The sequence below is a fragment of the Chryseobacterium sp. P1-3 genome (assembly GCF_000738495.1).
In the GTDB taxonomy this organism is placed as follows: domain Bacteria; phylum Bacteroidota; class Bacteroidia; order Flavobacteriales; family Weeksellaceae; genus Chryseobacterium; species Chryseobacterium gallinarum.
This window is the reverse complement of the sequence record NZ_JPEQ01000003.1, coordinates 18,305-42,422: the sequence shown is the minus strand read 5'-3', so window position 1 is coordinate 42,422 and position 24,118 is coordinate 18,305. Positions and strand designations below refer to the sequence as shown.

Sequence of the window (24,118 nt, the reverse complement as noted above, 5' to 3'; positions counted from 1 at the left end):
TTTTTATTTTTGTTCCGTTATGCTCTTTCCAACAAAACCAGACTATGATCACAGCCAGCCAGATGATTGTAAAGAAGTATGTTTTTTACCTCTTCTTTTTTCTCAGAATTGATCATCATTACCTCCGGGATCTTCTGTTCCTTCAGAATATGACAGGCCATAAAAACAGAAAAGCCACTCGCTGTATTAAATTCTCCGCTAAGATGCTTATAATATAATAAAGATGATTCCGGAAACAGTTTCATGGCTTCATTATAATATCCATCAGAAGCTGCATCTCCGCTAAACCCCAGAATAACTGCATCGATATCCTGCGACTGAAAATTGTTTCTGGTTAAAAAATCCTGGATAAAATCTTGTACTTCATTGATTTCTATCCTGTTTTTAATTTCAATATTGCTGAGCTTTGCGTAGGTGTTTTCGGTCTTGTTTTTTCCGACCACGAAGAAACTTGCTCCTTCGCCCCAGATGACACCGTTAGTCGTAGAAGTCAGATAATCTGCGGGTAAATCTCTTTCTTTTTTGATCGTATTGTGTAAGCAATAAAGCTCCATGGTTCTGTCCGTCTGCTCATCAGTAGATCCTACAAGAATATTTTCTGCCTCACCGTCACTGATCTGGAGTTGGGCATCCAGTAACGAAAATTCCAGTGAAGAAGAAGTATTTACATAAGTGAAGTTATAAGCATGACATTGCAAGGCCAGGGCAATCTGCCCGGCAACGGTATTATGTGTAGACTGGATAAAAAATGTAGGTGTTAAAAACTCTTCATGATTGTCAATTACATTTTTCAGGAACTTTTCAGAATCCTGGGAACAGCCCATACCGGTTCCTACAATAATGGCATCCGGCTGTGAAATTCCTGCTTCCTGAAGTGCGTAATGTGATGCTACGGAACTCATTTTTACGGTTTTAGACATTCTCCTGATCATAGCAGCAGGAATGAATTCTTTGTATTGGGGTTCTATAGCTTTTACAATCTGTACTGTATTTTCAGGAACCAGGTTCTGGAAAATATTTTCCTTCAATGTGTCCTGGGCTGAGATACAGGATGCACTGTTGATGTATACTGCACTCATGGTTTTGAGAATATTAACGTTGAACAATTTCCTCCGAATCCGAATGAATTGGAAAGTACATGCCTGATATCTTTTTTCTTTAGTTCAGTAACAGGAACCAGATCAAATTCTTCCATTTTGGTTTTGAAATTAAGATTGGGAAAAATGAGATTATGCTGCATAGCTAAAATTGAAAACACCGCTTCAATTCCGGCGGCTGCTGCCAGAGTATGCCCCGTAAAGGCCTTTGTAGAGCTGAATTCCGGTACCTGGTTTTCCCCGAAAATACGGATCATGGCAATACCTTCAGACAAATCATTATTGGGAGTAGCTGTTCCATGAACATTAATATAATCGATTTTTTCCCTGGCTAAACCGGATATTTTCAAAGCCTGCTGCATCGCGAGAAAAGCGCCCTGTCCATTCTCCGAAGAAGCCGTCTGATGATGAGCATCATTGGCATTTCCATATCCGGAAAGATAGGCTAAAACAGGCTTGTTTTCCTTTGTCACAATTTCCTCAGATTCCATAACTAAAAAAGCGGCGGCTTCTCCTAAATTTAAACCTTTCCGGTCATTGTCAAAAGGAGTGTTATAGGAATCCGTAAGAATCATCAGGGTATTGAATCCGTTCAGGGTAAATTTGGACAGGGAATCTGTTCCGCCAACGATAACGCGATCTAAAACGCCGTTTTTAATCAGTTTGGCTCCCATCATAATGGCATTGGCGGCTGATGAACAGGCAGTGCTGATCGTAGAAACCATTCCTTTTAACCCCAGATAATCTGCAATGGCTAAAGAAGAATTACCGGCATCATGAGCATCAATATATTTTTGCTTCTCAGGAAAGTCTTCATAGGAGTAGAAATATTTTTCGGTAACATCCATTCCTCCTACACTGGTAGAAGAGATCAGGCCGGTCCTGTATTGGTTGATATCCGGAATTCCGGCATTTTCTACTGCTTCCTTTGCGGCAATCATTCCTAATAAAGAGGTTCTTGTAGCGTTGTTGTCTTCATCAAGCTGAAGCTTTTCTACAAGTTCTTCATTGGATAACTTTATTTCACCTGTTTTAATAGATCCTCTATGGCGGGTTTCAAACATGTTGATCTCTGAAATTCCATGCTTTCCGGACTGTAGTGAAATAAAATTTTCCTCCACATTGTTTCCTATGGAGGAGATGATACCCATTCCTGTTATGGCAATTTTCTGGCTCATGGTATTATATAATGTGCCAATTTAACGATGTACTATTTACAATGATTATTCCTTTAGCATTGGTACATTATTAAATTGGTACACTGTTATATTAATTTTATTTTGTTCTGTTGTCTTCGATGAATTTAGCCATCGTGTCGATAGATTGAAAAATTTCCTTTCCTTTTTTAGGATCGGCTAATTTTATTCCATAATCTTTATCAAGAAGAACGATTAGTTCCAGGGCATCAATAGAATCAAGTCCCAATCCGCCTCCGAATAAAGGATCTGTATCTTTGATTTCTTCTACAGAAACGTCTTCAAGGTTAAGGACATCAATAATTTTGTGCTTTAGTTCAGTTTTTAAATTTTCCATAAATATTATTTTAATGTAACAATATATGAATGTACCAATTTACCAGGCATTGTTACTGTAGTACTGGTACATTGTGAAATGGTACATTGTCAGATTATAATGTGAGCAAATATACAAAAGCTTTATAATTTTCCTGATACAATTCCACCCAGCCACATAATACTTTCCCGGCCTTTCCGGTGTGAAGGATTTGCTCAGAATAATCATTTAAAAAATTTTCATCAAATTCATCCAAAACAAAAAAAGCATTCTCTGTCTGCATTTTGTGTTTGATGCTGATCTCTCCTACACATATATTAGGCAGAGTGTATACAAAAACGGCAGGACTGGGAAAATAGTTTTCCGGAGAATTGATACTGTTTTGATATTTAAAATCCGTATCGAGGCTTGAGGACTTATTGGCAAAAACCAAGGCTGTCCTGCTGTGGTCCTCTTCTTTTAAAAGCATTTCGGCAGCCAGAAAAGCCAGTTTGCTCAGGTTATCCATTTTATGAAATTTGGGATAATTGAGTTCCAGGGTTTTGTATGCATTTTTTGCAAAATCCGGGAATGCTTCGTTATCGCTTTCAAAAATAAGATGTCCATTTACCGTTATTTTTGACTGTTCTATGGTACAGGTTTCAATTGTCTTCATCGTCTTTTAACATTTTTCCAAGATAATGGCTGCATTACATCCTCCAAAACCTGAAGCTGTTTTCAGAATATAACGAATGTCAGCAGATTGATTTTCCCGAATAATATTCAGCGGTTGGGAAACTCCCGTTTCTTTAAAGTTTTTAGATGGAATCAGGGTAGCATGAAGAGCGCTTTCGATAGAAATAATGCTTTCCAGCAGCCCGGATGCTCCCAGGCAATGGCCATAATAGCCTTTCATACTGTTGAGAGGGACATGCTGCAATTCCATTCTGTTGAAAGCAATGGCTTCCATTTCATCATTGTACAATGTAGCTGTTCCATGAGCAGAAATAAAATCAATCTGTTCAGCAGGAATATTTGCCTCAGTCATTGCATTTCTGATACTGGCATATAAGCCGTCTCCTGTCCTGGAAGGTCCTGAAATATGATTGGCATCATTTACGGCAGAATCTCCCAATACTTTAAATTGTAATTTTTCATTTCCCGAAGGCTCTGAAGTTATATAAACAGCAGCCGCAGCTTCCCCTATATTGATCCCGGCCCTGTTTTTATCATAAGGTTTACAAGGTTCCGGTCCGATAGCCTGGAAGGAATTAAATCCTGATATCACAAATTCTGAAATCTCATCCGCTGCAATGACAAAAGCATCGGTATATCTTCCTGTCTGAATCATATTTTTGGCAACAGCAATAGCCATTACTCCCGATACGCAGGCATTTGAAACCACTATCGGTTTTGTCTTAACTCCCAAAAAATCAGTGATCTTGCGGGCAAGGTTTGAGAGATATACACCTTCCGGCAGTTCAGTCCGGTTTTTTAATAAGCTGATATTTCCTTTTGTTGTAGAGAGGATAAAAGCGGTTTTTTCCGTAATATGATGGTTTTTGATCAGGGGCAGCAAGCTTAAAAGCAGCATTTTTTCCAATCTTGTAAATGACTGATGACCAAAGTTTTTGCTGAATTCTTTTTCCAGTTCTTCAGTATTGATCACAGAAGCATAAAAAGGATCCTGATTTTCTATGATATGATGCAGGGCAATTCCTGATTTCCCTTCCAACAATGCATTCCAATTGGCCTCCACATCAAAGCCTAAGGGAGTCACACAATTGTAATCCGTTATATAAACTTCCTTCTTCATGATAATCCTGTTTTATCTTTCCAAGCCTGAAAAAAGTCAGGATTATACAGGCATAGATTTCCTTCACTATCTAAAAACACCTGAATGGTTTCTCCGCTGCAGACCAGCTGCCCTTGTTGGTTAAACAGTTCATATTGATAGATGAGCTTGGCAGCAACCGAATTTACAAAAGTCGTTACAATGGTAAAAGTTTCGCCATATTTTAAAGGAAGAAAATGTTCACAGGTACTTTTAACAATAGGAGTAACATATCCCGCTTTTTGAATATCAAGGTAGGTAAGACCGTGCTTTCTGCCAAATGCTTCCCTTCCATCTTCAAAATAAACGATATAATGGCCATGCCATACAATGCCAAGAGGGTCTGTCTCGTTGAATCGTACTCTTACTTCTTCAGTACAGGTTAATATGTTATCTTTAGATTGCATTTTGTTTTTTTTTCGTAAAAAATGGAAACAGATACTGTGGCGATATAAAATAAAAGCAGGAAAGCCAATTCCTTGGCAATTCCCCCGATCCCGCTGTTTCTTAAAATAATATCATAATAAGCATTCAGTCCCCAGTTCATAGGGGAGAAACTGGCAATAGTCTGCATAAATTCGGGCATCAGGAATACCGGGACCCAGATTCCGCCGATAGCCGCCAATACTACTACTGAAGTGGCCCCGAAAGGTGCAGACTGTTCCTGGGTATCGGCAATTGTTCCTAATAAGACCCCAAACCCGATAGCAGCCAATCCGGCAAATAAAGTTACTATAATAAGCTGAAACATCTTGCCCGAAACATCAAACGCCGGAAGATCCATGTAGGGGAAAAGGTAAATTCCGACTGCAACCATCAGCAAAAACTGGATGATGCAGATAATAAGGTATGTAAATGTCTTTCCTAAAATATGAACGAAATAAGGAGTAGGGCTTATCCTGGCTCTTACACTGGTACCCTGGCTTTTCTCTTTTACCAGATTGATAGACAAAGGAACCACAATAAAAAAGATGGCAAAAAGCGTCCATGCCGGAACATTGTGCTGAACGGAATTCGGCATTACATCCATTTCTCCTTTTTGGGGAGTGATTTCTTTAAAACTGATCAGGTTTTTGTTCTGATCGAGTTTCTCGGATGTCCCCAACTGATCCTGAAAAGCCTTATAAATTTTTTTATTTTCGATTTCAAAAACCATCTTGTTGACGGAGTTCATCACTGAGTTTTTGAATCCGGCGTTGGTAGCAGGGTCAAAGTACAAATGTATATCTCTGGCTTTCGGAGCTTCTGTTTTAGTTTTCACGGAATCACTTTCCAGGCCGAATGAGCTTACAATAGTCTGAACCTTGGATTCAATATTGGAGTTTAAATCCTTTGTCAGGTTTTCAGGGATGACAATCGCCATCTGGTAATCTCCCGAAAAAACGGCTTCCTGAGCTGACTTTTCATTAAAACCGGTTAACAATTGAAACGTTTTACTGTTTTCCAGCTCACTTTTTATATTTTTTGAAACCTCAGATTTATCATGATCAATGAAAATAATCGGAATTTTTGATCCTTCAAGGTTTTTGAAAGTAGAATCCTGAATAAGAGTAATGGTGATGATAAGGAGCAACGGCATTACGAAAATAATGACAATCCCACCGATATCTCTTTTCAGCAGAAGGACTTCCTTCATAAAACTTCTCCACAATTTATACAACAACATCTCTTAATTCTTTTCCGGTTAATGAAATGAAAACATCTTCAAGGTTTTCTGCGTGGGCAATCTGAGAAACAAGTTCTTCAGGGCTTCCTACAGCATGAATTTTACCTCTGTCTATAATGGCGATTTTAGTACAGAATTCTTCTGCTTCAGAAAGGTGATGGGAAGTATAAATAATGCATGTCCCTTTTTTATTCAGACCCTGAAGGAAATCAATGATTACTTTCTTAGACTGAACATCTACTCCTACAGTAGGCTCATCCAGAAATAACACCTTCGGGTTATGAAGGGTGCCGGCGATCAGGTTACAGCGGCGTTTCATCCCTCCTGAGAATTGTCCTACCTGTTTATCAGCAAATTTTGAAAGCCCCATAATCTCAAGGGATTCATCGATAGCACGGGTAAGCTGTTTATGCTTTAAACCATACAGGCTTCCGAAAAACATCAGGTTTTCTTTCGCGGTAAGGGTAGGATACAATGCGTATTCCTGTGGTACAATCCCAATGATCTGTCTTATTTTGAAATGGTCTTTATGCGGGGATAAACCATTGATCGTGAATTGCCCCGAGGTAGGTTTAATCAGTCCTGAAAGCATGGAAATCAGTGTGGTTTTACCGGCCCCGTTAGGACCAAGAATTCCATAAATCTCATTTTTGCCTATCTCCAAAGAGATATCATTGACAGAAAATTCATCGGAATTTTTGTATTTTTTATATAGATTTTTGATCTCAATCATTTTCTCCGTCATATCAGATCGCCTTTCTCAGTTTTTTGTAAAAAGCTTCTTCCAGATCTGCAATATGCAGCATTGTCCTGGACAATTCATGATAAATATTGCTCTTTGAGTTTCTGTTTTTATACACTCTGGCAATGTCTACCGCAAAGTCTCTCCAAAGGTCACCGATGGAAGTGATTTCTTTTGATAATTCTTTCAACTCATCATTTTTAAGAATGACAGCAGCTTCCTGTAGAAAAGCCCCGTAAATAAAACGGAAACCTCCTCCGCCGGTACCAATTTCCTCCTGCATTCTGATTAGCTGACCAAGGTAATGATTGGTCACTTTGGTTCCTTTCTTTTCTGCCCATTTTGGAATGCTTTTCGCCACCCATCTCATTGCTTTTACTCCGATGAGAGGCACCGGAGCAAGCATATTTTTGCAGGTGTCTTTAATTCCTTTTTTGATGGCTTCCTCAAGATGGATATTTTCAGGTACATAAATAGGATAATACATATGTCCTTTTGGAGGAAGTGCTCCTTTTGCATATCTTACCTTTTCCAGTTCTGCTTCGGAAAGAGAAGTTACATAATCCATTACAGGATCGCTGATCAGGAATCTTCCGTCTTCTTTACCATAAACAACAAGATTATGGGCATTGAAGTGAAATTTATATTCTTCAGGAAAGTAAGTAAGGTTAAAAACTCCTACCTGAAGCCCTGTAGGTATATTTTGTTCCAGATTTCTTTCAAGAGCCTTTTGGGCATCTTTAGGATTTGAAAATTTTTCTCTTTTTATTTTAATTCCTAATCTCTTAGCTGCTTTGCTAAAAATGGCACCCGGCATCGGACGATAACTGAAACCCGGGGCAAAGTTTACCTTTAAAAAAGGCAGGTAGACGAAAAACAATCCGGAACCGATTCCGAAAATCATAGGTTCGCTTAGCTTAAGTCCTTTATTGAGCAGTAAATTGGAAGCAACACCGTTTTCGCAATGTGCAGTCTGATGGTGTTCAAAGTTTAGTTTCATTTGCAGCTTTTATCTTTTCATTGGTTAAATGAAGTCACATAACAGTATGCTTATTTCATTTATTTCCCGTCGAAGTTTTTTAATTCATCCACTGAAATTCCAAATGCATCAGCATATTTTTTCAGTACGGTTTCACTCAGTGTTTTAAATTTTTTGGGGCGGAAGTGTCTTTTTACCCTCCATTGCCACATTCCTACATAAGCGGAAAGCACTCCTAAATCCATCTTATTCAGTTCCATAAAATAAACGATGGGACTTACCTTATTATTGGCAACATTTTGTCTGGCTTCTTCAATTCTTTCATGAATAAGCTCCATGGATTCATCCAATGCTGCTTTTTTTTGCATCCCAGCCTGTGCTGTTTGCTGTCGTATAATTATCATTTTCATCCGTAACGTACAAGACTTCAGTCATGTTGGCGGACTTTAGATTACTTTCGTCTTGAGGCAGGTCTTGCTTTTTCATCTAAATAATATTATTTTTTAGATTTCAGATAAATATAGGGTTCACCTGTTTTGATTTTTAATCAGGTGGCTAAAATAGTGAAAATACATTATATGTAAATCATATTAAAAAGGAAGGTATTAATGTGATCCCAAAACCGGCTGTATCAGAGATTCCCGGCATTTTTCAGGTAAAATATAGTAATGTTTCCGGCCCAAAATGATGTCTTATTTTCCTAGGCTATTTCGGATTGTTTCCAGTTTTTTCATCTGATGTTTAACTAACCTGAAAGATTTTAATCTTAAATAGCAGTATTGTGATTAATGTTTACATGTGTAATAGATGAATTGTAACAAGTGTATGATTAATAAGACTAATGACTTAGAAATTTGGATATTAAAATAAATAACAACTATGAAAAAGTTTTTTTATTTCTGCTTCGCTTTTCTGTATGCTAAGTGTAATGGCACAGAAATTCGACACACAAAAGCTTACCGATGCCCAGGGGTATACCTATGAAACGGTAAAAAAACGACCAGGCTGGTGTAAGGGTATATACTTTAAAAAACGGCCTGAAGGTTTATCTGGCAAAAAATGAAGATGCCCCAAGAATCCAGACCTACATCCCTGTAAGAACGGGTTCTAATAACGACCCGAGTGATAATACAGGATTGGCTCACTATCTGGAACATATGGTTTTCAAAGGAACCTCACGTTTGGGAACACAGGACTGGGCCAAAGAAAAAGTGCTGTTGCAGCAGATTTCCGACCTATATGAACAGCATAAGGCAGAAAAAGATCCGGCCAAGAAAAAGGAACTTTACAAAAAAAATTGATGAGGTTTCCCAGGAAGCATCCGGATATGCTATCGCCAATGAATATGATAAAGCTATTTCTTCATTAGGGGCTACGGGAACCAATGCCCATACCTGGCTGGATGAAACCGTTTATAAAAATAACATTCCTTCCAATGAACTCGAAAAATGGCTGAAGGTAGAGAAAGAGCGTTTTTCAGAATTGGTATTGCGTCTTTTCCATACGGAACTGGAGGCGGTGTATGAAGAGTACAACAGGGCGCAGGATAATGATGGACGTCTTGTCAATTATGCTTTAATGGAAGCTCTTTTCCCTAAACATCCGAATGGGCAGCAGACTACAATCGGAACATCCGAACATTTGAAGAATCCTTCAATGGTAGCTATCCATAAATATTTCGATACTTATTATGTGCCTAACAATATGGCCGTGGTACTGGTGGGAGACCTGGATTTTGACAAAACTATAAAATTAGTTGATCAATATTTCGGTTCTTTCAAATATAAAGAACTGCCAATGAAAAAGAGGGTAACGGAGGAACCTATGACCAAGATCGTTACCAGAACGGTGAAGAGCCCTTCAACACCAAGAATGACCATGGCCTGGAGAACGGATTCTTATGGAAGCCAGGAAGCCAGGATAGCAGATGTAATTGCTGAAATTTTGAGTAACAGGGGTGGTGCAGGTCTGATTGACCTTAATATTAACCAAAAACAAAAGACCCTTGGAGCGAGTGCTTATGAATCACCATTCAAAATGTATGGTTACTTTGGATTATCTGTTACGCCTAAAGACGGACAAAGTTTTGATGAAGCTAAAAAAATTATTATTGGATCAGCTTGACCTGGTGAAGAAAGGGCAGTTTCCGGACTGGATGCTTGAAGCCATCGTGAATGATAAGAAGGTTCAGCGGATGAAGGGATGGGAAACTGCAGACGGACTGGCCACTGAGCTTTATAATGCTTACATTAACGAAAGGTCATGGGAGCAAGAGTTGGATGATATCAATCAGTATGAGAAAATCACCAAAGCTGATGTTGTAAAGTTTGCCAATGAATTCTTTAAAGATAATTATGTTGTTGTTTATAAAGAAAAAGGAGTGAATGATAAATTGGTTCGGGTAGAGAATCCGGGAATTACCCCGATCAAATTGAACAGAGAAGCCCAGTCTCCTTTCCTGAAAGATATTTTAAATGCGAAAGTAGCCGAAATCAAGCCTGAATTTATTGATTATAAAACAGCAATCCAGACCTCACAGATTAAGGACAAGACAGTAAGCTTTGTGAAAAATAAATATAACGGGATCGCTCAGGTAAGTTATATTTTCCCTTTCGGAACGGATAATGATAAAGAACTTTCTATTGCAGGAACCGTATTTAAATACCTTGGTACAGATAAATACACTCCGGAACAGCTGAAGGAAGAATTTTACAAATTAGGGATTTCCAATTATGTGAGTACTTCCAATGATCAGACCATTATTACATTAAGTGGACTGGAAAGTAATATGAAGAAAGGAATAGAACTGATGAATCACTGGATGACCAATGTGAAAGCAGATAAGGCAATCTACGATCAGACTGTAAAAACGATCCTGGAAGCACGGGCGGCAGCTAAAAAAAGATAAAAACAGAATCATGGCAGCGCTTTCCAATTATGCAAAATATGGTAAAGATTCAAGAATGACGGATATTGTTTCCAGGGAGCGTCTTCAGAGCATTGATGTGAATGAGCTGATGAAAAAGGTGAAAACATTGAACCAATATCCATATCAGGTATTCCTTTACGGACAGGACCAGGCCGGATTGGAAAAAGCAGTAAAGCCTTACATCGTCAATGCGAGTTTACAACCGGCTAAAGCTAAAGAATATGCAGAGCCTTCCGCAGAAGGAAAAGTATATTTTACCAATTACGATATGGTACAGATGGAAATGGCTAAAGTGGCAAAAGGAAGTAATGTAAATCTTAGTAATTTCGGTGCATCCAATGTATTCAATGAGTATTTCGGAAGAGGCTTGTCTTCCATCGTTTTCCAGGAGATCAGAGAAAGTAAATCATTGGCGTATTCAGCCTATGTTTCTTATGCCAATGCATCGGAAAAAGGGCGTGCCAATTATATTACCAATTATATCGGAACCCAGGCTAATAAATTGCCATTGGCAGTAAATGCAATGAATGACCTGATGGTTGCTTTACCACAGATCCCTGCACAATTTGAAAATGCAAAAGGATCTGCATTGAAACAAATCGCTTCCAACAGGATCAACAGAACCAATATCTTCTTTAGCCAGTTGGCACTGAAAAAACTTGGTGTTGATTATGATCTTAGGAAAGATACATACGCTGAAATCCAAGGCCTGACTTTACCGAAACTTACAGCATTCTATAATTCCGAAGTGAAGCCCGTAAAATATAATACAGCTATTATTGGTAAGAAAGAAAACCTGAATATGGAATCCATCAATAAGATGGGGGAATTCCAGGAAGTGTCTCTTGAAGAAATTTTCGGATATTAATCTTTTTCGGATAAAATGACAATAAAAAGATGGGGCAGAAATGTCTCATCTTTTTTGTTGGAGTATGCTTATTCTTTAGTGATGAATGTTTCACGGATCCGGGGAATGTTTCACGTGAAATATACTGCAGGGAAATAAATGAAAGTCCGTTAAATATTCAATAGCGGCGGGCTTTAGCCCGCCTAATGGGTAAAAATTCAATTGGCTTTAGCCAAAACATATAATATTAAAATATTAAAAGCTGTACAAAAAATGTACAGCTTCCAATGTATTTTGAATAGATCATTATGATTTGATTTCCTGGATAAACAGGTTGATATCTGCTCTGATCAGTAGTTCATCGTTATAAAATGTTTCACAGAAGATATGACAAATATTTTCAAACTGAGAAATAAGTTCTGCTTTGGAAATAATAGTGTCGCCTGCTTTAGGAAGACCGAAAATTTCAATCTTCTTGATGCTGGTAATAAAACCGATAACTTTGGTGTCGGCTCCAGGGTTTTCAAAAAAGTTTTGCCCAAGGATTGAGGAGCAGGTCTGAGCCAGATTTTCAATTAAGCCGGCTTCAACAAATTCATTATGATGAACAAATATATTGTCCTCCTTTATATCAAAGGAAGTCACAACTTTCTCCCGGGTTAATTCCAGAATATAATCTGCCATAAGCATAGGTTCACGATGCGGTAGAAAGTTATGTATATTGATCATATTATCTTCCCTGGTTTTCATACAGTTATTTTACAGCGGTTTTCATTTGTGATCTTGCAATAATCTCACCATTCAGTTTGGTAACAATATCCACCAGGGTTACTCCCATGATTTCATTAAGGATGGTAACCTCCGATTTTAGTTGATCTCCTATTGCAGGTAAGGTTTCAGCCTCAAAAGATTTGATGGCACCGATATATCCGGTAGGAGCTTCTTTTCCTAAAAGATAATACTTGTATCCGGTGTGCAGGGCAACACTTTGAGCCTGGTGTTCAATAAGACCCGAAGCCTGGAAAACCCCATCCTGAACAAAAATATTATCCTCTTTCACTTCAAATTGAGAAATAAGATGGTTTTCAGAATATTCCGTAAGCTCATGTACCATTACAAAAGGATGTCGTTGCGGAATAAGTCTTTCCACAAAGTCTTTATCGGATGTGGGCAGTCTGTTTTTCATTAGCAGACTGTTAATAAAGAACAAGAGTAAGCGAATCTTCCACTTTCAGGAACACAAAGGAGTACTTTTTCCCCTTTTTTAAGTCTTCCGGAATTCATCAGTTCTTCAAGAGCAATAAAAATAGATCCTGCTCCGATGTTTCCAACCTCAGAAAGGTTATAGAACCATTTTTCTGCAGGGAAATCCATGCCTTTTTTAGCAAACTCTTCCCTAAGGCCATCTTTAAAATAACCTGATGAAATATGAGCCAGAACGTGATCAATTTTTTCCGGATCTAAATGATGTTTATCAAAAGAGGCTCTCAAGCTTTCCGCTCCTTTTACAAGAATATACTGGTCCAGGATTTTAGTATCCTGTTTGATCGCAAATATAGACTGCTTTAGCCATTCGTCTGAAGGATAGTCTGCCCATGATTTCAGGCTTCCGTCTTCCTGTTTATCACATCCGGCATACATACAGGCTTCAATTTCGTGGGCGTAAGAATAGAAGTCAATAAACTCTATCTTTAAAGAGGTGCTGTTTTCTCTTGGTTTATTTTCCAGCAGGAAAGCACCTGCTCCGTCTGACAGCATCCATCTCAGGAACTCTCTTTTAAAAGCAATAATGGGTCTTTCCTCCAATAGCTTTAAATTTTCAGCCTCGTGGTTGAACTTATCAGCAGTCATCCATGCAGACATTCTTTCAGACCCTGCACATACTGCATTTTCGTTAACTCCGGCTTTTACAGAAAGGAAACCGTAATTTAAGGCATTCATTCCTGAATTGCACAGGCCTGTAGCCGTATTAATCTCAATAGATTTCCCAATGTTCAGTTCACCATGCACCATAGAAGCATGTGATGGTTGAATCTGGTCCGGAGAAGTGGTTCCTACTGATAGTAATTTCATGTCTTCCTTCCTGAAATTTTCATCAAAAAGGCCTTCAATAGCTTTTGCTGTAAGCTGTGCATTCGAGTGGGTAGGATTTCCTTCCTTATCTAAAGCGTAATATCTTGTTGTAATTTTATTATTTCTTAAAATAAGTGATTTTGCTTTAGAAGGAGCGTCATTGATAAGCCCAAGATATGTCTCCATTTCAGCATTCGATACCGGCTCATTAGGTAAATATTTTGAAGCCTTTGTTATAAATACGTCGTACATTCTATTTTAAATTAATTCCTTGTAAATAACTTTTTTGTTTTTGTCTTTTAGCCCAAAATATTGGGGTTGTAAGCAAATGTAATACTAAAACGATTGGTGAAATAATCCAGATCGCTGCCATCAAATATACCTTAAAGAATTTTATCAGCAATGGACGTTTCTCTTTTTTCTTGATAATCAGGTTAGACCATACGGTAAAAATTTTATTTCCTACCTTTTCCACCCGTACCAGAAATGGACGGATCTCAACAGCACCATTTTTCACCAGGTCTGGCTGCAAATGGCTCATGTCATTATTTTTAAAGTGTTTTTCAATGATATCTCCATATTTTACAGAACCCGCAATTTCTTCATCAGAAACTCCGGCAGCAGGAAGTAGGCCTGATTTTTCTTTCTTTCCTGTAGTAAGCCATCTAAGAATTGTCAGTACACTTGTATAATTGTCATGTCGGTCTACCAATGCAATATTTCCAACAAGCTTTGCCTGAAGATTTTTTTAAATATACTTTCAGTTTTTCCTGGGAAAGCATCCACATATTTCTTGTTGCGGAAATGGTAACAACAGGAGTGTCCTTAAGGATCTTTTCTGCATAGCCACTCTTCAGGAATGAAATAATAGGAATAGAAGGTGTAAGATACCATACCTGATATCCGAACAGGATAAGGTCATATTTTTTATTCAATACCTCTTCTGAAGGAGGAAAGATCTCTTTGGGAATCTGCAGGTAAGATTCCGGAAATGTATTAAAAAAAAACGTCACCCGGCCAGGGAAAAGGAAAATCTTCCTTCAGCCGGATGTTATAATAGGTAATATCATATTCCTCCTTTCTGGATTCAAAAGACCTGGCTATATTTCTCACAATTTCCTCCAACTGGCCGGTTTGAGAATAATATATTACAAGTATATTTTTTTTCATTAATATTTTTTAGCGTTTACAAAAATATGTTTTTCATATGTATTATTTGCTTTTAAATACTTTTAATGATTCAGAGCTGAAAATTAATGTATAATCAGCACTTTCTATTACAGCATTTTTGATATTGATAAAAATGATGGTTTCAGGAAGTGATTGAATTTTGTTTATATCGAAACGATCATCAGAAATCAAAAGAACATCAATATTCTTATTCACCTCAGACAGTTCTTTTATATATTGTATTTTCCTTTTCTTAACCAGGTAATTATGTTCAGCCGTTGCCCTCTTTTCCCCATCCTGAATAAAGGAAAATATTTTTCTGCTTGCCTGGTAAAGGGTCAGTAAAGCATCTTTTTGCCCAAAATCATCTGCTATATGCAAAATATGGGCATCCCTGGAAATGTGTTTATTCAGTTCGAAATAAACACATTTATTAATGTTGAAGTCATTTTTTACTTCCTGTACTACTTCAGTATTCTTATATAAATAACTTAGGAATAATTTCTTTTTAAAATAATTCTCATCCTCAAGTTCTTCCCTCAGTCTGGCAAATTCAGTCCTGAAATAAGCATTGATTTTTTTTGTCCTTTCTGAATAATTTTTTCCAAAGCTTACATCATCTTTACTGATTCTGCCCCCTACTTTTACCGTAATACTTCCATCATAGATAATGAAGTCGCCTTTAGGAAGCACTTCAGAATTTCCATGGATATAAAGAGGAAGAATGTCTAACCCGAATTGTTCTGCAAGGTAGAATGCACCCTTATGGAATCTTTTAACATCGTTAGTGTAAGAACGTTCAGCTTCAGGAAACACTACCAGAGAATACCCTTGGTCAATCTTCTCTTTCAGCTGATCCATCCCGTTTTCAATACCTTGTGAAACCGGATAAAAACCCAATGCCCTCACCAGTTTCCCAAAAACAGGAGACTGGTATACCCAGTCATTCACCAGATAAATAATCTTATGGGTTGTCATGGCAATGGCAAGAGTATCCAGAAAAGACGTATGGTTCGCAATGATGACAGCCGGTTTGCTAAAATCTTCAGAGTTGTTTTTAATAACCCTTTTCTTTACAAAAGGGTTGGAATACAGTACGGACGTCAGGAATTTTGCTAAAATCAGCTTGATGATATCCAGCGTCCTGCCTTTAGAGTTTTTTACAAAGAAGCTTCCGAAAACTGAAAATAAAAAGCCTCCCAAACCATAGTAAACGAACGATAGCACGGAATGCAAAAACAGTCTCAGGGTAATCGGGGAGAGTCCCTTTTTAGCCCGGTTGGTAATGAGCAGCCTGAACCAGAAAGGGTATAGGGTAGAAGTAATGATAATTACCGAGAACATTCCGATCAAAGCTACCAAAGCCAGGGAATGCAGGGCTGGATGTTTGGCAAAAATCAAGGAACCAATGGAAAGGATTGTAGTGAAAACAGCCAGGATAATTGATATTCTGTAGGTAGGCAATTCATTTTTACCGGTTGTGTGTTCTTTTTGCATTGCCTGGGTAAGGAAAATGCTAAAATCGTCACCTACTCCAAAGACTAATGTACAAACTACAGTGCTGAAAATATTCAGTTCCAGTCCGAGAAAATAAAGAATGCCCGCAGTTACCACTCCCGTTAAAACAATCGGAAACATGGTAAGAATGGTAAGCTCAAAATTCCTGAAGAACACGATGATGGTAAGAATAATAGCCAGCAGGGAATAATTGATCAGGGTATTGAAGTCCCTTTTTAATAACCCCAGGAAATTTTCATTCATCTGCTGACGGTCAATGGCCAGTACGTCATGTTTTTTCTCAATATCTTTAATAAAAGCATCCCTCTTATGCTCATCCACTTTTACAACATTGGAAACCGTATAGAAACCCTTTTCATTGCTCAGAAATTCTGGAATTTGCAAGGCCTTTACCTGCTCATAATCTTTAAGGCTCAGTGTGGAATAATCTTTATAAAGGGTTTCGTTGAAATGATCGAAGGCCGCACTGTTGAATCCGAATTTGTTCCCGTTATTAATCAATTCAGAGAGGACCTCCTGCTTTTTATTACGATTCCAGAAGTGCTGCCATTCTGCAATTTTCTTTTGCTGGTCTTTTTCAGAAAGTACAATATTCCCAATGGAATTATAGCTTAGAATTTTGCCTTCTTTTTTCTCTTTCTCAAGAAAACCGCTCAATTGTGAATTTCTGGCTAAAGCTTCTTCCTCAGAATTTCCGTACGAGATTGTATAAATAGATTTTGAAGTGATATCAGATAGCTTTTGAAGTTTTGCTTCACTGATTTTTAGTTCTTTAGGAATGTAATTGAGGTCTCCGATATCTTCATTGAACTTTACGTGTCTGAAACCAAACAGGCAGGCGAGGATAATGATGGAGCACCCGATAATTAGCGGTTTGTTTTTCTCATAAGGATAAGAGCCAATTTTATCAATAAAGTTGGTATTAAGTTTTTCCTCTGCATGCTTAGGATGATAAAGCTGAGGTACGATAATTAAAGCTGTGATAGAAGATAAAATGACTGTGATGGCAGCAAATAGGCCTAAATCTTTTAACGCCTCGGAACGCACGAATATCAGGCATAAAAATGATACAGCAGTTGTAGCACTGCTTAATATGATGGGTTGGGTGATCTCTTTATAAAGTTCTTCAATATTGTTATTGTGCTTATAATGAGTAAGGATATGTAAAGCATAATCAATGGTAATCCCAATGAGAATGGCACCCACACTTAATGAAATGGCAGAAATTTTATCCTTGATAAAATATAAAACCAATAATGCCAGTAAAACAGAAAATACAGTGGGCAGGAAAACAATAACCGGAGTAAAGAGGTTTCTGAAATAATAGATCAGTAATATCAAAAGTACAGTCATGGAAATCATTACTGTATTCTGAATATCTTTTTTAATCTGTTGGGCATTGGCAACAGCAATAACCGGTGATCCGAAGTAACTGATCTCGGTTTTCCCTCTGAATTGTTTGTTGATACTCTCTTTTATTATGTTAAGCTGATTGATAAAATGCTCATTGGATTTGGTGTCATTGCTTTTGTTTTTTGGATCGATAAAGAGCAATAGGTTCTTGCCGTCTTTAGTAACGATATAGCTGTCTTCAAGCTTAAAATCCTTACTGATATTAAGGGCATTCAGTTTTTTGATTCCTAAAAAGGTAAGGCCTAGCGGATCTTTTTTGATAAATTCTTTTGTAACCAGGCTGGCAGGTGATACCAATGAGACATAATTACTCTCAACCTGTCTGGCAATGCTGTCTTTTTGAAGCTTTTGCTCAATTTGTTTATAATCATCCCCGTTCAGAAATAAAGGCAGGTTTTGGTTGACAAAATCAAAGGTTTCCGAGATTTCCTGCTCATTTACTTTCCCCTGGACCGAAGCTATGTATGTTTGAAGGGGCTCAATTTTTTGCAAGAAAGTATCTGCAGTTTCAGAAAGCTGAAAATCGTTTTCAGCGGATTGATTTTCGATAATTACGATAATTTTGTCCGAAAAATTAAGTTGCTTAAGAACTTTGGCGGTAAGATCAGATTTTTCATTTTTGGGAATAATCTGATTGATATCTTCCTCAAAGTTGATTTTTGAAGCAAAGAAAAGGCACAACAAGGTTATTCCTAATGCAGTAAATACAGAAATAATCCTGTTTCCGGAAATCAGATAATATAAAAATATAAAAAATCGATGCATTACATGGTTAATCAAGTCTGCAAATTTAAATTTTTAAGTATTAGTTCAAAATAGTATGCTATAAGTTTTAACTGAAAATCAATAAAATATTCTAGGCAGAATAAAAAAAAAATTCTACTTTTGCAAAAGTTCCCTTTTAATGAAATGTATTTTAAACCACAATTATTATTAAGAAAATAAGAATCTGTTTAGATATGTTGAAAAAAAATGATGAAAAAATAAACGGATTTCTATTGATGATAGAACTTCCGCTTCTGCTGTTTGCCATGTCTTATTACAGCTTCGGATCTATCTGTACCAGGTTAAAAACCTCAGAAAAAATTTGGGACCTTCTGTTTTCATCAGGATTGCGGACCGTAATAGAACAGAAAAAAACAGCCTTTATAGAAGTTTTTTATATCAGCCGGAATTTCTCCAGCCCATTAAATAAAGTTGTTTTTGAAAAATATCTTTTTTTCAATATCTTGCCTTCTTATGATTACTTGTTTTCCTCTAATTTTGACAGGAATTATAATCGTGTATTATCAGTAAAAAAAATAGCAGAAGCTTAGCATGAGTTTATTACATCCATATTATATTATTGCGATTATCTATATGCTGATCTTCAGTATTCGGGAGGTTTTCGGGAAGAAAGTAGATAAAAAGTGGTTCTGGTTCCTGGGGATTTATCTGATCATTCTGGCCGGACTTAGGAATCAGGTAGGCCCTGATTACGGAAGTTATCTTGGAATCTATATTTATTCTGATACAAAAAGCTACTATAGTATCTTTATGAAGATGCTTCATCTGGAGGGTACAGAAACCCTGGATGTAGAATGGCTGTATACTTTGATTAATAAGATACTCCTCAATATTTTCAATGCCCCTTATTATGTATTGACGCTGATAATTGCCATCTTTGCCATTATCTTTAAAGTGGAATATACTGAGGATAATACTTTTTATCCGTTTACGTTTACTTTGTTTATGTTTATTCCCAACTTTTTTTATTGGGGAAAGCGGGCAGATAAGACAGAATCTGGGAACTTTTATGGTTTATTTTGCGATACGCTATATTAAAGAACGGAAACTCTGGCATTATCTGTTTTTTATATTTTTGGGATCGGGTATACATAGTGTCTGTTATTTGTTTTTACCAATGTACTGGCTGGCAAGAGTTCCGTTAAACAAAACCATTATGTTGATTTTGATTATCGGGTCTGTCTTCCTGTCTCCGTTTGAGGTGTATAGGTTTTTCGGAAACTTTTTATCCGGAATGGCTGAGGAAAGTTCACTTGTAGACGGTTTTAACGGATATATGGATGAAACTGTACAGAGAATAAACGGAGGTTTCGGAATTCCTGAAGCCATGATGGCCATTCTGACATTCTTCCTTTTTGTTTTTGATACCAAGATGAAGGAGCTGTATCCCTATTATGAATACCACAGGAATTATGCCGTTATCGGAATATGCTTTTACTTTATCTTTAGAAATAATCCCATATTTTCATCCCGTTTGGTGGGAGCATTTGTCGGATTCTCCTATATTATCATTCCTAACGCAATGTACGTTGTTTCAGGAAGGGTCAGAAATATGATTTATGCATTTATTATTACATTGGTAGTTTTCAACTTTGTGGTTTTCTCAACGTTTAATAACATTAGAGCGGGAAGGTTTACCATTGATCTTTATCAAAACCATTTACTCCCGTAAATTATTGATACCTATAAATTAAAGACAGCTTTGAGGAGCTGTCTTTTTGCTTTGTAAGATAATTGTACTGATTAATATTTATTCAGTCAGGCTTTTTTAACAAACCCTGACTGAATCCTTTATTTTCATTTGATGATTATTGTTTATTTGTAATGATTTAAATTTAAATTATTTATATTATAATTTGAATATGTTATATTTATTTATAAAATAAATCTGTTTTTATTGATGTAGGCTTAAATGTTGTACTCCGGTAACTGTACTTACAAATCCATAGATTATGAAAAGGTTAATTAAAAAGTTTGTAGCCGTTTCTTTTCTGCTATTAACAGGAATATGTTTTAAAGCTAATGTCGGGAAAACAGACTCATTGCATCGGAAATTTATCAATGCAGCTCCGGTTTTACTCCCTGATTGGAGGAAAGCTCCGAACAGTTATATTTTTGATCCTTCTCTCAATAGTGAGGGACTCCTTATTCCGGTAAGAAAGGCCTATGCAATGTGGGAAGGAGGTGATTATATTAATGGCAATGGTATTCCGGCAGGAACAGCGACGGCAGAAGTGCTATGGGAAGATGAGCATGGACTGATTAAATCAGGAATAAATTATACATTGGAAATTTTAGGCTCAGGCCCGACAGCAAAAATAAAAGTGCCGATTAATAAAGCTAAAGAAGGAAACGCAGTGATTGCTTTTAAAATTAATGGAGAAATTTATTGGAGCTGGCATATCTGGGTAACTGATGACCCTACTAACGGGCCTTCCTATAAAAGCTTTAATAACCTTAAAAGGCAAAAATCAGACGGTACTATTGAAGTAATTCCCGATGCAGACTGGAAGTGGATGGATAGAAATCTTGGAGCCCTTACAGGTTTTATTACTTCCTCAGACTGGAACAGAAATACGGGGCTTCTCTATCAATGGGGAAGGAAAGACCCCGTTCCGCCATTGGTAACCCGGGGAAATGATTTTTATGAAGTTTCAGGGTCTATAGGTCGTATAAGGCACAGAGGTGCGAAGAATTTTGTAAATGCACAGAGTATTGACAATCTCACGAAAACAGTTCTGCTTTCCAATGCAACAGTTACCAACAATATCCGGCTTTCAATAAAGAACCCTTTGAGTCTGATCTACGTTAATAAAGATGATAATTCCGGACAGGCCTATTATAACAATAACCCAAATCTACCGGTCAATTGGTTTGGAAAAACAACAGACTTGCCGGATAACAGGCTCTCGGAGTTAAATCTATGGTCAGATAATTCACAAGGAAAAATAGAGCCCGGCTATAACAATGATGCCAGTGCCAGACCTTACAGGGATAAATCTCCTTATGACCCTTGCCCTAACGGATGGAGAGTGCCCTCTATGCTGGTAGCCAATCTGGCTTCTTCCACTTATATTGATGATATCAGGATTGACTTTTCACCTTTCGGGCTCAGGACAGATATGAACAAAAATGCTTTTGAAGCCAGTAAATACCATATTGTTAAGCCAACAGATACAGGAGTTCCCGGCTTTATGGCTGGCTTTAAAGTATATCCTAATATGGGGTTTGATCTGTCAAATGTCGGAGGATATAATATGGGACTTTTCCCAGGGAACGGACAGCTGATCAGATCTGCCCATTTGGGACAATACAGTGACCAGCATCATGTTGCATTATGGACAGCTACTATGACCAGGCATTTTGATGCCACACCATCAGTAGGAGCGAGAGGATTAACCATGATTCCGGATAAAACACAGCCGGATGTTCCGGATCCTAATTACCCGGATATTAAAGGGAGATATTTTTATTTCCCATTGGCAGGCATGTATACTTCGGATGCCAATGGCTGCAGATGTATAAAAGACCCATTATACGTTGTCAATGATTATGATTTTCCAACAGAATACCTGCCTTTGGTTACGGAATTCAGGGAAGGAATTAATAACCCCAATACTTACCAGGCCGTTAAGAGTACTACCCCCATGGTAATTGAAATTCCGGTAACCAAAGCATTTGCAGTACAGAGCCAGTTACTGAATAATACAGAGATCCTGAATGTTTCAAATTTCAATAATTTAAAAGCAAATGTACTCTGGACAACAAATACAAATCTGATCAGTAAGGTTACAGTGGCGAGCCCTTCTCCATCTTCACTTCAGGAGCTTGCCAATACCAGAATTTCTTTGGAGATTGCCCCTAATCAAAGCGGAAATGCAGTATTGACCTTACATAATGGCAGTATTTCAAATCCTGTTTATTGGAGCTGGCATATCTGGATCACGGATACCCCTCTGCAATCCTATACCTATACCACGGAGCTTCCTGCTCCGGAAGCGGTAAAGTATATCAATTATGTGAATAAAGCGGATGTAGCATTGCAAACTGTTTTTATGGACAGAAACTTAGGGGCTCTGGATTCATTTCCCATTGTAGTAAACCCTCTTACCCCTACTGCAGCAGAATTAGCAAAAATACGGGCATCCACAGGCCTGCATTATCAATGGGGCAGAAAAGATCCTGTTCCTATATTTCAAAATGCTGATAACAGAAGCTCGTACAATGTGTTTTTAGGAACAGTATCATCTAACGGAGCAATTACTTATACAGCGTTGACACCAGCTGTGTATAATAGCTTGCCGGGAAATTACATTATACCTTACAATACATATGCTGCAACTGCAAACGTACAAACTACAGACAAGCCAGGGGACAAAATTGCTAAAATATTATCTTATTCTGTTAAAAACCCTTTGGTATACATGATTCCAAGCACATGGGCCTCTTTCAACAGCAGTGTACCTAATTATACCAATGGTACTGACTGGCTGGCTGCTGAACCTAATCTGGCACCGGACAGGTGGGGAAGAGGAGGTGAAAAGTCTCCTTTTGATCCGTGCCCTGAAGGATGGAGAATTCCGGATGTTACGAATGTAGCATTGGTTTCAGGTTTGGATTTTGGCCAGACTCCCTGGTATAGAAAAGATAAAAATATTGCGGCTTCTTATAATCTTATCACAGATTATGCCGGACTTAGGGTAAGAAACCCTTCAACTACATCTACGATTGGATATATGTTTATTGATCCTTCATACAATACAGGAAATTATCCTAATTCAGGATCACGGGGATTCAGAAATGTTTTGTCTAATCAACCAGCTCAGGGAACCTTTACTACGGTTAATTTTCAATATCCGGGAATCTGGACCGGTGCCCTGGTTTCAAATTACCTGGGAAGACCGGTGAATGTGCTTTTCGATGCCGCTTCTTCAGCTAATCGTATGATTGCTTTTCACGATAATAATGATCCTTATTTTGGAATGAGTTGCAGATGCGTAAAAATAGAATATGACGTTAACGAAAATGAAGAAGGACCTGCGTCAAGAATACCTGTCAGTGCCGGAGGTCCTGTATTAAATACTTCTGAGGCAGAAAGCAAAACCCGGGACAATGGAATAAATGTGTTTCCTAATCCGGCTACAAATGTGCTTTATATCGGCACCTCTGAAAATAAGGACTACTATTATGATATTTATAACGTGGTAGGGCAACTTGTGAAACAGGGAAAGTTTCAAAATAAACAAGCGGATATTGCCTCTTTAATTCCGGGAATTTATGTAATGAGAATAAATAATTCTGAAGCCGTCATAAAATTTATAAAAAAATAACTTTCTGAATGAACAGGCAGGCAATACCTGAAATTTATTTTGGATACACATTTTCTGCGTCTATTGCTATCGATGAAAAATTCTATATCATCAATATAAACAAACAAATAACACGCTAAAACATACAGTATAAAGGACTTGGTTAGCCGGCAAATGCCTGTCGGTACGCCATGTAAACCCTTCTGATTGATAAATTAAACAAATACAACAAAAAGTATATAATAAAAAAAGCTTTACTTTTTG

At 37.6% G+C, this 24,118-nt stretch carries 18 protein-coding genes and 3 pseudogenes; 4 read left to right on the top strand and 17 right to left on the bottom strand.

The genetic code is table 11. From position 1 onward, the window contains the following. Positions 1 to 17 precede the first annotated feature (17 nt). From HX13_RS02220 to HX13_RS02180, 10 genes and pseudogenes are all read right to left on the bottom strand, one after another. A complete protein-coding gene (locus HX13_RS02220; protein ID WP_050019741.1) occupies positions 18 to 1,079 on the bottom strand; it encodes a beta-ketoacyl synthase N-terminal-like domain-containing protein in 1,062 nt (353 codons plus the stop codon). Continuing rightward, positions 1,076 to 2,275, bottom strand: a complete 1,200-nt coding sequence (locus HX13_RS02215) for a beta-ketoacyl-[acyl-carrier-protein] synthase family protein (RefSeq protein WP_050019740.1) — start codon at positions 2,273 to 2,275, stop codon at positions 1,076 to 1,078. Before HX13_RS02215 ends, HX13_RS02220 begins: the two co-directional genes overlap by 4 nt. 97 nt (positions 2,276 to 2,372) lie before the next feature. Beyond that, positions 2,373 to 2,630, bottom strand: coding sequence for a phosphopantetheine-binding protein (locus HX13_RS02210; RefSeq protein ID WP_050019739.1), 258 nt, complete (start codon positions 2,628 to 2,630; stop codon positions 2,373 to 2,375). A gap of 94 nt (positions 2,631 to 2,724) precedes the next feature. Next, positions 2,725 to 3,264 (bottom strand): 3-oxoacyl-ACP synthase, encoded by a 540-nt coding sequence (locus tag HX13_RS02205; protein ID WP_128572161.1) that lies wholly within the window; start codon positions 3,262 to 3,264, stop codon positions 2,725 to 2,727. A gap of 6 nt (positions 3,265 to 3,270) precedes the next feature. Then, positions 3,271 to 4,404 carry a beta-ketoacyl synthase N-terminal-like domain-containing protein gene (locus tag HX13_RS02200; RefSeq protein ID WP_050019738.1) on the bottom strand — a complete coding sequence of 378 codons (1,134 nt, stop codon included), beginning with the start codon at positions 4,402 to 4,404 and terminating at the stop codon, positions 3,271 to 3,273. Further along, positions 4,401 to 4,829 carry an acyl-CoA thioesterase gene (locus HX13_RS21805; RefSeq protein WP_053327458.1) on the bottom strand — a complete coding sequence of 143 codons (429 nt, stop codon included), beginning with the start codon at positions 4,827 to 4,829 and terminating at the stop codon, positions 4,401 to 4,403. Before HX13_RS21805 ends, HX13_RS02200 begins: the two co-directional genes overlap by 4 nt. After that, complete coding sequence (locus tag HX13_RS02195; protein WP_050019737.1) at positions 4,805 to 6,088, bottom strand: ABC transporter permease; 1,284 nt, start codon at positions 6,086 to 6,088, stop codon at positions 4,805 to 4,807. Before HX13_RS02195 ends, HX13_RS21805 begins: the two co-directional genes overlap by 25 nt. Then, a complete protein-coding gene (locus HX13_RS02190; protein ID WP_050019736.1) occupies positions 6,075 to 6,833 on the bottom strand; it encodes an ABC transporter ATP-binding protein in 759 nt (252 codons plus the stop codon). The genes HX13_RS02195 and HX13_RS02190 overlap by 14 nt, the downstream gene beginning before the upstream one ends. 1 nt (position 6,834) lies before the next feature. Beyond that, complete coding sequence (locus HX13_RS02185) at positions 6,835 to 7,830, bottom strand: BtrH N-terminal domain-containing protein (RefSeq protein WP_050019735.1); 996 nt, start codon at positions 7,828 to 7,830, stop codon at positions 6,835 to 6,837. Between the two features lie 59 nt (positions 7,831 to 7,889). Then, positions 7,890 to 8,295: pseudogene (locus HX13_RS02180) on the bottom strand (hypothetical protein). Positions 8,296 to 8,725: 430 nt separating this feature from the next. Here HX13_RS02180 and HX13_RS26235 point away from each other — a divergent pair. Further along, positions 8,726 to 11,606 (top strand): annotated as a pseudogene (locus tag HX13_RS26235) (M16 family metallopeptidase). A 285-nt stretch (positions 11,607 to 11,891) separates the two neighbouring features. Here the strand turns inward: HX13_RS26235 and HX13_RS02170 are convergent. From HX13_RS02170 to HX13_RS02150, 7 genes are read right to left on the bottom strand one after another with little or no spacing between them, the layout of a single operon-like run. Next, positions 11,892 to 12,335, bottom strand: coding sequence for an ABC transporter permease (locus HX13_RS02170; protein WP_050019734.1), 444 nt, complete (start codon positions 12,333 to 12,335; stop codon positions 11,892 to 11,894). Between the two features lie 4 nt (positions 12,336 to 12,339). Beyond that, positions 12,340 to 12,771, bottom strand: coding sequence for a FabZ (locus tag HX13_RS02165; RefSeq protein ID WP_050019733.1), 432 nt, complete (start codon positions 12,769 to 12,771; stop codon positions 12,340 to 12,342). Then, a complete protein-coding gene (locus tag HX13_RS02160) occupies positions 12,771 to 13,910 on the bottom strand; it encodes a beta-ketoacyl-ACP synthase III (protein ID WP_050019732.1) in 1,140 nt (379 codons plus the stop codon). Before HX13_RS02160 ends, HX13_RS02165 begins: the two co-directional genes overlap by 1 nt. A gap of 1 nt (position 13,911) precedes the next feature. After that, positions 13,912 to 14,370, bottom strand: coding sequence for a hypothetical protein (locus HX13_RS23195; RefSeq protein WP_238554967.1), 459 nt, complete (start codon positions 14,368 to 14,370; stop codon positions 13,912 to 13,914). Further along, positions 14,354 to 14,671, bottom strand: coding sequence for a hypothetical protein (locus HX13_RS23190; RefSeq protein ID WP_238554966.1), 318 nt, complete (start codon positions 14,669 to 14,671; stop codon positions 14,354 to 14,356). Before HX13_RS23190 ends, HX13_RS23195 begins: the two co-directional genes overlap by 17 nt. Continuing rightward, on the bottom strand, positions 14,655 to 14,828 hold the full coding sequence (locus tag HX13_RS23185) for a hypothetical protein (RefSeq protein ID WP_238554965.1): 174 nt from the start codon (positions 14,826 to 14,828) through the stop codon (positions 14,655 to 14,657). The genes HX13_RS23190 and HX13_RS23185 overlap by 17 nt, the downstream gene beginning before the upstream one ends. A gap of 42 nt (positions 14,829 to 14,870) precedes the next feature. Then, positions 14,871 to 18,524, bottom strand: coding sequence for an MMPL family transporter (locus HX13_RS02150; RefSeq protein ID WP_050019731.1), 3,654 nt, complete (start codon positions 18,522 to 18,524; stop codon positions 14,871 to 14,873). Between the two features lie 194 nt (positions 18,525 to 18,718). Between HX13_RS02150 and HX13_RS02145 the strand changes: the two genes are divergently transcribed. The 3 genes and pseudogenes from HX13_RS02145 (at position 18,719) to HX13_RS02135 (ending at position 23,875) form a co-directional block, all read left to right on the top strand. Next, positions 18,719 to 19,075, top strand: coding sequence for a hypothetical protein (locus HX13_RS02145; protein ID WP_050019730.1), 357 nt, complete (start codon positions 18,719 to 18,721; stop codon positions 19,073 to 19,075). A gap of 1 nt (position 19,076) precedes the next feature. Continuing rightward, positions 19,077 to 20,217, top strand: a pseudogene (locus HX13_RS02140) (EpsG family protein). Between the two features lie 280 nt (positions 20,218 to 20,497). After that, positions 20,498 to 23,875, top strand: a complete 3,378-nt coding sequence (locus tag HX13_RS02135) for a T9SS type A sorting domain-containing protein (RefSeq protein ID WP_050019729.1) — start codon at positions 20,498 to 20,500, stop codon at positions 23,873 to 23,875. Positions 23,876 to 24,118 lie beyond the last annotated feature (243 nt).